The organism is Candidatus Glassbacteria bacterium (assembly GCA_019456185.1).
In the GTDB taxonomy this organism is placed as follows: Bacteria; Gemmatimonadota; Glassbacteria; order GWA2-58-10; family GWA2-58-10; genus JAJRTS01.
This window is the reverse complement of sequence record VRUH01000089.1, coordinates 1-9,662: the sequence shown is the minus strand read 5'-3', so window position 1 is coordinate 9,662 and position 9,662 is coordinate 1. Positions and strand designations below refer to the sequence as shown.

Annotated in this window: 10 protein-coding genes; 4 read left to right on the top strand and 6 right to left on the bottom strand. The window is 58.1% G+C overall.

Annotation, left to right across the window (positions count from 1 at the left end; translation table 11 throughout):
• Positions 1–368, bottom strand: a 368-nt coding sequence (locus tag FVQ81_17500; GenBank protein ID MBW7998327.1) for a transposase, incomplete at its 3' end; no start/stop codon positions are given.
• Between the two features lie 79 nt (positions 369–447).
• On the opposite strand from FVQ81_17500, the gene FVQ81_17495 reads away from it, so the two are divergent.
• From FVQ81_17495 to FVQ81_17485, 3 genes are all read left to right on the top strand, one after another.
• Positions 448–1,110 (top strand): sugar nucleotide-binding protein, encoded by a 663-nt coding sequence (locus tag FVQ81_17495; GenBank protein MBW7998326.1) that lies wholly within the window; start codon positions 448–450, stop codon positions 1,108–1,110.
• Between the two features lie 809 nt (positions 1,111–1,919).
• Positions 1,920–2,909, top strand: a complete 990-nt coding sequence (locus FVQ81_17490; protein ID MBW7998325.1) for a hypothetical protein — start codon at positions 1,920–1,922, stop codon at positions 2,907–2,909.
• A gap of 80 nt (positions 2,910–2,989) precedes the next feature.
• Positions 2,990–4,312, top strand: a complete 1,323-nt coding sequence (locus FVQ81_17485; protein MBW7998324.1) for an oligosaccharide flippase family protein — start codon at positions 2,990–2,992, stop codon at positions 4,310–4,312.
• Positions 4,313–4,379: 67 nt separating this feature from the next.
• Here FVQ81_17485 and FVQ81_17480 read toward each other — a convergent pair whose 3' ends face one another.
• The 5 genes from FVQ81_17480 to FVQ81_17460 form a co-directional block, all read right to left on the bottom strand.
• Positions 4,380–4,820, bottom strand: a complete 441-nt coding sequence (locus tag FVQ81_17480; GenBank protein ID MBW7998323.1) for an oligosaccharide flippase family protein — start codon at positions 4,818–4,820, stop codon at positions 4,380–4,382.
• On the bottom strand, positions 4,817–5,071 hold the full coding sequence (locus FVQ81_17475) for a transposase (GenBank protein ID MBW7998322.1): 255 nt from the start codon (positions 5,069–5,071) through the stop codon (positions 4,817–4,819). The genes FVQ81_17480 and FVQ81_17475 overlap by 4 nt, the downstream gene beginning before the upstream one ends.
• Positions 5,072–5,316: 245 nt before the next feature.
• Positions 5,317–6,480, bottom strand: coding sequence for a glycosyl hydrolase (locus FVQ81_17470; GenBank protein ID MBW7998321.1), 1,164 nt, complete (start codon positions 6,478–6,480; stop codon positions 5,317–5,319).
• A 267-nt stretch (positions 6,481–6,747) separates the two neighbouring features.
• Positions 6,748–7,896, bottom strand: coding sequence for a glycosyltransferase family 4 protein (locus FVQ81_17465; GenBank protein MBW7998320.1), 1,149 nt, complete (start codon positions 7,894–7,896; stop codon positions 6,748–6,750).
• 232 nt (positions 7,897–8,128) lie between these two features.
• Complete coding sequence (locus FVQ81_17460; protein ID MBW7998319.1) at positions 8,129–8,326, bottom strand: hypothetical protein; 198 nt, start codon at positions 8,324–8,326, stop codon at positions 8,129–8,131.
• A gap of 659 nt (positions 8,327–8,985) precedes the next feature.
• Between FVQ81_17460 and FVQ81_17455 the strand changes: the two genes are divergently transcribed.
• Positions 8,986–9,662 (top strand): glycosyltransferase family 2 protein (locus tag FVQ81_17455; GenBank protein MBW7998318.1); only part of this gene is annotated, 677 nt, incomplete at its 3' end.

The following is a 9,662-nucleotide window of genomic DNA, read 5'->3' as shown; positions in this document are numbered from 1 at the left end:
CCCTGGGCCAGAAGAAAGTCGCCAAGCGTCGAGCGCTTCGCCTCGATCCCCTCGGCGGCCAGCAAGACACAAAGCTCGTCGATGGTAATGTCGCAGTTCTCCTTAACCAGAGCTCGTATGCGGTCGGCATGGGGGGCCAGTTTCGATTTCTTCCATCCGCCGTATTTATCGGCCTTGATCGTGCCTCGTTGCTTCCACCGCTGCATCAACTTCACAACGAAACTGACGCTCACATCAAACTGCTTCGCCGCCGCATTGCGTGAGGTCCCCGATTCAACAACTCGAACAACTCGCTCACGAAGGTCTTCCGAATAAGGTCGTGTCATCCATGGCTGGCCTCCTTTAACCCAGCTCATAGTTTGAATCATGTTTTACGACCTTTGGGAATCCCCTTTCGATTCTGTCTGATCCGGATCTGCTCTAGCGGAGGAAGCGAAGCGCCTCGGGATACCCCTGGTGCATTACTCCACCGACTACGTTTTCGGCGGCCAGGGCGGCAAAGCGGCCGACGGTGGTCCGCGCCCGTACACGGAGGCCGACGCACCGGCGCCGCTGAACCAGTACGGCCGCAGCAAGCTCGCCGGGGAACGGGCGATCCGGGCCGTCGGCCCGGTCCACCTGATCCTGCGCACCAGCTGGGTCTACGCCGCTCGCGGCGCCAACTTCCTCGCCACCGTGCGGCGCCTGGCCGCCGAGCGCGACGAACTCTGCATCGTCGATGACCAGACCGGCAGCCCGACCTGGGCCCGCGCCATCGCCGGGGCGACGGCGCGGATACTGGCCGCGAGCTGGGTACGGCCGGAGGGGGTGGTCAACGGGCCAGGCGGCGCGGGGGTGGGCCCGTCCCTGGCCGAGGCCGGCGGCCTCTATCACCTGTCGGCGGCGGGATCGACAAGCTGGTGCGGCTTCGCCCGGGCGATCGTGGAGGCGGACGCCGCCGCCGGCCGCGGCAGGAATGTTCGGGTGACCGGCATTCCCACCAGCGAATACCCGCTGCCCGCGGCGCGGCCGGCCTGGTCGGTGCTCGACAACGGCGCGATCGCGGCGGCATTCGGTATCACGTTACCGGACTGGGAGAGGCAGTTGGCGCAGTGTTTGGGGGCGGGGTGAGGTGAAAGGCTGACTTCACAATACAAGTTGATCGACAGAAACGCACGAAGGACGAGCGAAACAAGCCGGTTACGTATTGTTCACGGGGGATTCATTATCAAGCAATAACGCGACCTTGGCTCTTTCGGAAAGAGCTCAACCTATTCCTAACTTACCGATTTGGAGATCTCTTTCGACATCGACACCGTTCAGACATGATTTTTGTTCTGGCAACCACGTGGTTTCGCCAATTCGCGGGTAACTCTAACGGTTTCCTCGAGAAACGCGCGGCCGTGTTTCCTATCGGGTTCCGGATGGCAGCCCGACTTGGGCCCGCGCCATCGCCAAATCAGCCCGATAAAGGGTGGATCGCGACTTACCGCGCCGGTTTAGGGCCGGTTTCGTGCCGGGGCGCCCTTTGTGCTACCATCGTCGGCAACTGGGAGGAGCCATCTGGGGAATCTAGGTTGAAAGGGGAAGGTTTTGTTTTGACGGAGCCTCGATGTCACTCCCGCGAAGGCGGGAGTCCAGGCGGCACGCGAAGCAGCCGGGGGTTCCCGCTTTCGCGGGAGTGACTCCGGGGGCCCAGGAGCTCTTGGTCCACGAATCGCCATTTCACTCCAAAATATATTTGGATTTTTCAAAAACACCGTGGGTAAAAGAAACAGTCAACTGATGAATTGACGATGTGGCGCGGTCCGATGTCATCCCGATTGCAGGCCTTTCTCCGGAAACGAGTTGGCGTGGTTTCCCTATACCGAGTGCATCCTTCCCGGCTGATAGATCAGCTTATACGCTGGCTCGCCTTCATGTAGGTATAGCGAGTTGACATGAAAAACCACGCGATTTGCGTCCTTGGCATGCACCGCAGCGGCACCTCGGCCTTGACCGGGGTGCTGAACCTACTCGGCGTAAATTTGGGGAAATCTCTGTTGCCCCCAGAGCCAGGCGACAACGACAAGGGATTTTTCGAACACGCCGATATTCTGGATATACATGAACGCCTGCTCGCGGAGCTTGGCTCGTCCTGGTATGATGTTCTCCGTCTGCCGAAGTCCTGGTGGACAAGCGAGCGCGTTCGCCCGTTTCGGACCGAAATCATCCGCATCCTGCGCAGAGACTTTGCGACCTGCCCGATCTGGGCGATCAAGGACCCTAGGTTGTGCCGGTTGGCGCCGTTGTGGCTTGAGATTCTTGACGAACTAGGCTGCCAAACCGCTTTCATCCTGACGCATCGCCATCCATCTGAGGTTGCCCATTCCCTGGAGCGGCGGAATGAACTTGCCAGAATTAAATCGGCCTTTCTTTGGGTCGATCATAATCTGTCGGCGGAATACTGGACACGCGGTCGCAAGCGGATCTTCGTCAGTTACGACCAGCTTCTTCGCGATCCCCGTTCGACCGCGGAAAAAATCACCCGAGTTGCCAGTCACCAGCTTCCGAGCCCAACAGAAGGAACAATGAAGCAAGTCGAGCAATTCCTGACGCCGAATCTACGCCATCACATCCATCCGGAAGACGAACCTGTTCCGGAGTTCGGAGTTTGGGCCTCCCTGGTTCCCGAGACTTTCCAGGTTCTCACCCAAGCCTGTCGGGGCGAGATAGAAAAGATCGACGCCAGATTCGACCATCTGCGGCAAGAATACGACGCCTTGGTGTCCTCATTCGACCCACTCTTGGTGAGTCATATCGCGGACTTACAAAAACAACTGAATGAATCAAAGAGTAATCCCGTGTGGCGAGATTGGAAGCTGCTTCAGCCGTTCAGGAGAGCAAAGCGAAGGTTGAAACGTTTCGCTGGCGGCACCGCGCGCCGATGATTGGTGTCTTACATTCCCGCATAAGCGGACCTGGACTCGGCCTCAATCAGGATCGCCTTTAGGGCGGTCTTCGCAATATCATGGATCGGAGAGACAATATTGCCTCCCTCTTGCCACCCTTGCTGAAAGGGCGGATCGCCAGAGGCGCCGCTGGCACGCTGGGCCTTCGCGTGTTTCATGCCGGAGCGCGCTTCTTGATAGCCCTTGCCTTCGCTCGCACGCTGGGCGCGGCCGGATTCGGGGCCTATTCCTTCGCCATAACGTGGATCGGCGTCCTTAGCGTCCCCGCGATCCTGGGTTTCGAGGGGCTGCTCGTTCGGGAAGTCGCCGGTTATCAATCCGGCGAGCGCTGGGGATTGCTCAACGGCCTTATCCTTCGCTCCCGGCAATTTGCGTTAGGCGGTTCGGTTTGCACAGTCGTGGCCGCGGCAGTTCTGGCGTGGCTCTTCGAGGGCGACCTGGAAGAACAAATGGCGACGGCATTCTCGATCGGGCTCCTCGCGCTGCCTCTCGTGGCGCTCGTGCGCGTCACGCAAGCGGCGCTTATGGGGTTGCACCGGGTCGTGCCCGCGCAAATACCCGAGACGGTTATTCAACCTTGTCTGCTCGCGATTTTCTTCGGGATCGCGCTGGTCCTGCCCGGCGTTGGGGTGCAAGCGCCTCTCGTCGTCGGTCTATTCGGAACAGCCATGCTGGTCGCCTTACTGGTTTCGACCGCATTATGGCATGCCCTCCAGCCGCCCGACATCAAGCGAGCCAAGCCCGAATTCGCCACGCCGGAATGGCTGCGAAGCGCGCGCACGTTCACGTTGATCTCGGGTATCGGCGTTTTGGGCCCCAGCCTTGGTGTCATTATGTTGGGGTCGATGGCGGGCGCGGAAGCAACAGGCATATTCGGCGTCGCCAGTTCTGCGGCGGCCCTGATCGCGCTTCCGTTGTTGGCGATCAACGCCCCCCTTGCCCCCACCATATCCAGAATATTCACGGAGGGAAAAAGAGAAGAACTGCAAGGCCTGGCGACCAAGGCGGCGCGCAGCGCGCTGCTGCTTTCCCTGCCGGTGGCGCTTGTATTCATAGGTCTCGGGCATTGGGTTTTGTTGCTCTTCGGTGCGGAATTCACCGACGGTTACGGCGTGTTGGTGATCCTCAGCCTTGCACAAGTGATCAACGCGGGAATGGGATCGGTCGGCGTGCTCCTCCAAATGACGGGCCACGAACGGGATGTCGCGCGGAGCCTTGCCATCGCCGTATCGTTCAATGTCCTTGCGAACCTATTTTTGATACCACTCTGGGGAGTGAATGGCGCGGCGGTGGGCGCGGCCGGCAATCTCGTCATTTGGAACGTTCTGATGGCCGTGACCGTGCACCGCAAGCTTGGCATTCGCCCAACGGCGGCGGGCTGAACGGCAAGAGATATCCGGTATCAAATGAACTTATCGGCCGAAGCGAAGTCGAATTAACCCGAATTATTCACGACGTGGCGTGAATAATTCGGGTTAACAGATGGTCAACCCATACCGCAAGCCCGCGGCCGACGATGGCCAAGGAAAAGATGACGATGAGCTGCAACGCCAGGGGGTTGGTTTTGGCGAACCATCCGGTGAGGATACTGGCCGGCACCGCGACGCCCACGGCAAGAATTCGCAAAGCCAATGTTTGCGCCACAACGGAAGCGGCCCGTTCCCGGTCGCGACCGACCTGCCGAATCAGAATTTCCCCGCGGCCAAGGAACGTGAGATAAAGGAACGCCAAACACCAAGCCAGTCCGTAGGCGAAGATGCCATAGACCTCTGGTCCCAGGTAACGGGCGAGCACCACGACGTAGAAGCCCCGCACGAGGTAGGTCGTACCCTGCGCCGCTCCCAAATAGGCCGCGTTGCGCGCGATCGAACGGATGCCCACTCGTTTCAAACCCGCGTCTCACTGTTCGACGGGAACTCCTTCGGCAACATCTCCCACTGGCAACCCGTGCGCGCCATGTACAGGATCGCGTTCAGCACCTCGCGCAAGTCCGTCGTTCGGGGACGGCCCTGTCGTTTGCGGGCGGGAAGATGCGGGGCGATCAGTTCCCACTTCCCGTCCGTCAGGTCGCTTGCGTAACGCAGGCCGGATCGATCATACTGAAGGCGAGTGATTTCAGTCCACATGTTGTGTCTCCTCATTTGCTTAACCACCAACGACTGAATCACAACTCACTGAAATCACTCAATTCTTTTCGGGCCAGACACTCAGCTTATTGGTTTTCGTATGATTCTCGATTTCACTCACGGCAGTTTCTTGGAAATAATGGGAGGCAAAGCTGAAATGACGCTCTTCAGGATAGTCGCGGGTAACACAAAGACGGCTTACAGCCCCTTCACATAATCCGTAGAAATATGGAAAGCCGTCGTTCTAGCGTTTAAAATATTTAATGGGTCGCGCATTTGTTCTTCTTTAATTTCGATTTTCGTATTTTCTCCGCTTCATTGATCACCCTTCCCGTTTCCTCGAGAAACGCGGGGCCGTGATTCCTATCGGGTTCCAGATGGCAGCCCTCCGCCCATTCATTCCACGAGTTGATGAACACAAGTTGCTCGTCCGGTTCATTACCTGCGACCCTGTTCAGGGCGTGTGCAAGCCATTCCCCATATAATTTGGGGTCGTTATTTTCGATGATCATTGCTGCGGCCGTTCGCCTGGCGCTGTTGTCCCAACTCGGCATAACGCAGGGGAACACCTTGCCGAAATTGTCTGCCTGCGTCATCGCTATCTTGGCCATCCTTCTGTACGAAAACGCAACATATGACCGGCAAAGCGGGACGTACCGGTCGATATTCAAAAAATTTACGATCACATACCAAGCCAAAGGGAAAACATCCAAAAGAGATTTGATGACAAGCTGTCTGGGGCCATAAATATTTCCTCTCGGATAGAACTCGACATTCGCGTCGAAACCGTTGTCCAGCATCTCCCTCCAGGATATGTTTTGCCCGCTCATCATCGAGCACAAGAAGAGGTCCGGAAAACCGTTCTTCCTGGTTGCGCGGCGCCATCTCACAATTATTTCACCAATGTTGGGAATTGCCGAAGGGTTGTAAACGAGGAATAGAGGCTTATCATTTACCCGGATATAACGAGGGTCCCTGAATGCCTTCGAAAGCCAATCGATGTGTTTCTCGCAATCGTAGGATTTATATTTCTGTTCGATCAGAACATCCTTTTCCCGTCCGTCCCACCGCCTGGTCCAATTTTCGTTCGCCCAGCACAGACAAAAGGGGAAATTCGGTTTGCCCGATTCAAGAACCTCATTGAATGGCCGTTCGAGCAAGACCCTTTCGTTAAACCAGTAATGGTAATAACAAAATCCGTGCACACCGTAGGCTGAGGCCATTTCAGCCTGGGCGATCCTGGTCTCTTCCAGTCTCAAATCATAAAATCCAAGGTCCGCGGGGATGTGCGGCTGATGGTGTCCCTTAAATCTTGGACGGCTGGACGCGACATTGACCCAGTCGGTAAAACCAGGTCCCCACCATTCATCATTTTCCGAAATTGGGTGATACTGAGGCAAATAGAAAGCGATAACGCGCACAATTTTTCTCCCACCTAGCTCGATATTGAATCGTCGATTAATTGAAGGTTGAGGATCTTTTTTACAATCGAGGTATTGTCAATATTGCCATGCGTGTGGTCTCCAATACGCGCCGCGGCGATCCGAACACCCGAAGAACCACACTCGCGCCGAGCAAAACCAGCACGCTGAGCGATAGTGCAACCCAGTTGCCCATCGGTGTCCGGTCTAACTTAAAAAGTGGTATCGTTCGTGGGGGCAAGTCATTCTCCCAAAACCAATTGTCACGATTCATGCGGTTGCCCTTACCAAACTCAACCACTCTTGCCCTATCGCGGATGGGCTGAACCTGGCGTTCAAAGCGCAATATAGCCCGGCCATATTTCTCCGCTCTGCGGCGAACCGCCGCACCGCCGCGGCCAGCGCCGCCGGGTCGCCGGGCGGCACGAGGTAGACGCCCGGTGTTTCGTCGTCCACCAGCTCCCTGATTGCCGGCGAATCCCGCGTAATCAGAGGCGCACCGACCGCCAGAACCTGGAACACCTTGTTCGGGATGACCCGCGCCGCCTTGTCGGTGTCGCCGAAGATGCCGAGGCAGACATCCGCACGGGCGATCCAGTCCTTAAGCTCCTCGTACGCCACCCAGGGAATCCACCTCAGGTGTCCCAGGGGATGCTCATCGAGCATGCGCCGGATCCTGGCCTCTTCCTGGCCTTGCCCGATCAGCACCCATTCGACCGGCTCATCAACCGGCATCCGGGCCGCACGGACGATGGTATCGACGCCGTGCAGGGGAATAAACTGGCCGTAGAACAAAACCGTGATCGGCGCACCGGAGGGCCTGTCCGTCGTCCCGGCGCCACGCGGCGGAAAGGCCTCCGGCTCCACGCCGACGAACACCGCTGCCGTCCGTTGCGGGGAAAGCCGGTATGTGGTCTCGAAATATTCGGCGTGTGCCCGTGTATCCAGGACCACCCGGTCAGCCGCCCGGCAGGCCAGCCATTCCAGACCGTAGAGCAGGCGGGCGAGCGGGTGTGACGGCCCAACCATCTGGCGGTCCTCGACCACCGTGTTGTAGAGCGAGAGGAAGGCGTCGAGCACGATAGGCACGCGGCGCAGCCTGGCGAACGGCCAAAGCACCAGCACGTCGACCTGACCAGGATAGCAGACGATCACCGCATCGTGCTTCGGCAGGCGCAAATACCTGACGATCAGACCCGGGTAGGCGAAGATCCAGCGCAGCAACAGCATAAAACGCCGGCCCCATCCTGTGACCTGGCTTTTGTCCTCGATCCCCGACCACACGTCTGCGTGGCATTCGACGACCTCGACATCGTTTTCCCGCAACCCTCTCAGCAGAATCCGGTTGCGCGGCTTTCCCAGGTCATACGTCCCCCAAAAGACGATCCGCATTGCTTCAATTTCACTGTTAACCGGCATTCTTCATTCGACGCCTTTTCGAAGGCCAACGCTAGCCGTCTGACGGTCGGAGCACCGGAAACGGGAGCCGAAACAGGCGAATTCGACCGCGGAAGGTGATATCCACTTCCGAACGGCCGATTTTCTTCGTTTTCCCGTCATCCAGAGATACTCCTCCCGTTGAACGGCCTCACCTTTCCGCTACGCCTCGGATCACGTCGGCGGATAGCGAAAAGCGGCAAGCCCCCGCCCGTCACCCCTGCTCCGCCCTCCATACCACAAGTCCGATAAGCCTGTCGGCCTCGACCCGGTCGCCGGGAAGGGCGGACCGCAACAGGCGGTATTCCCCGGACTGCCGCACCTCTTCGCGGCGCGCCGCCCGCCAGGCCCGACCGGCGTCCGACCGCATGACGAAGGAAAAGGAATCCTGCGGGCCGATCTTGGGCAGCATCCAGTATTGCGGGTCCACGTTGGCGGCCGCCGCCTGGCGCAGGATGTATTTGATCTTGCCGTCCTTGAGATTCCGTTCCGGTGGGCAGGCATATGGCGAGGGATACCAGGTGGTCGTCCCAGTACGCGGGCGAATTCCCCGAGATATCCGTTTTCAAATCGTTCCAGGAAGCGCCGATAGTCCGTTAACTTCCAATGCGCGGCCCAGAACTCCGGTTCGTCCGCCCTGTCCCTGAATTCCGCCAAGACGTCGTCCGAGACGAGATAATATTCGGTTAAGCCCATTGCGCCCCAATGTGGATCGCCTACGTCCGCCATGGTCGAATACAGGCCGCTTCTTCAATACCATATGCGAATTTGGACTGTTACGTGGACAAATTCTTTGACTCAGTGGGGTGGAACACCACGTCGGATGGGTGTGATCGGGATTTTGATCTCCAAATCAGCCCGACACAGAAGGCGGGGGGGGGGGATCGCTATGCAAACTGCCAGATCACGGCTGGCCTCGTGCGCGACCGCCATTCTTGCCATCATTCTTGCCACTTGGATTGAGTCATCCGGAAAATATCGGATATACTCCTGACCCGATATTTCGGAGCGTGGCTTGTGGCGCCGAGATTTTGTAGAAAGATTTGAGGGCCGTTGAACTTCTCGATCGTCATGCCCGCTTACAACGAGGCCAGCACCATCGCCCGGATGTTGGAATTTGTTGTCGCCGCGCTGCCCGACCAAGAAAACGAGATTATCGTCGTCGACGATGCTTCGACCGACGGGACCGCGGACTGGCTCAAGCGGAACGTGGTGCCGGCCGACGCCACTTATCGGAGCCTCGCGGTCAAGGAGGACGGCGATCTGACCCTGGTGCCGCAGGACGACAGTGGGGCACCGTCATTCGTGCTGCGCGCCCTGTTCCATGGGCAGAACCAGGGGAAGGGAGGCGCCCTGCAAACCGGGCTGGCCGAAACCACGGGCGATGTGATCGTATTTCAGGACGCCGACTTGGAATACGACCCCGCCGACTGGGCGCGCATGTACGATCTGATTGTAAAGCGCCGTGTCGCCGACGTGGTGTACGGATCGCGCTTCTACGGGCAGCCGCACCGGGCCTTGTATTTTCACCATTACATGGGGAACCGGCTGTTATCTTTTATTTTTAATTTACTTTATGATCAGACCCTGACCGATATCGAAGTCTGCTACAAGATGTTCACGCGGGAGGTTTTGGAAAGCCTGCGCCTCACATGTAAAGACTTCGGCTGCGAAATTCAGATCAGCACGCAGATTGCGCGCGCCCGGAAGTGGCGCATATACGAGCTGGGAATCAGCTATTACGGCCG

Bases quoted from the DNA above. Each gene is read 5' to 3' on its own strand.
- FVQ81_17490 (MBW7998325.1), top strand. From the start codon at position 1,920: ATGAAAAACCACGCGATTTGCGTCCTTGGCATGCACCGCAGCGGCACC.
- FVQ81_17485 (MBW7998324.1), top strand. From the start codon at position 2,990: ATGGATCGGAGAGACAATATTGCCTCCCTCTTGCCACCCTTGCTGAAA.
- FVQ81_17475 (MBW7998322.1), bottom strand. From the start codon at position 5,071: ATGAGGAGACACAACATGTGGACTGAAATCACTCGCCTTCAGTATGAT.
- FVQ81_17465 (MBW7998320.1), bottom strand. From the start codon at position 7,896: ATGCCGGTTAACAGTGAAATTGAAGCAATGCGGATCGTCTTTTGGGGG.
- FVQ81_17460 (MBW7998319.1), bottom strand. From the start codon at position 8,326: ATGCTGCCCAAGATCGGCCCGCAGGATTCCTTTTCCTTCGTCATGCGG.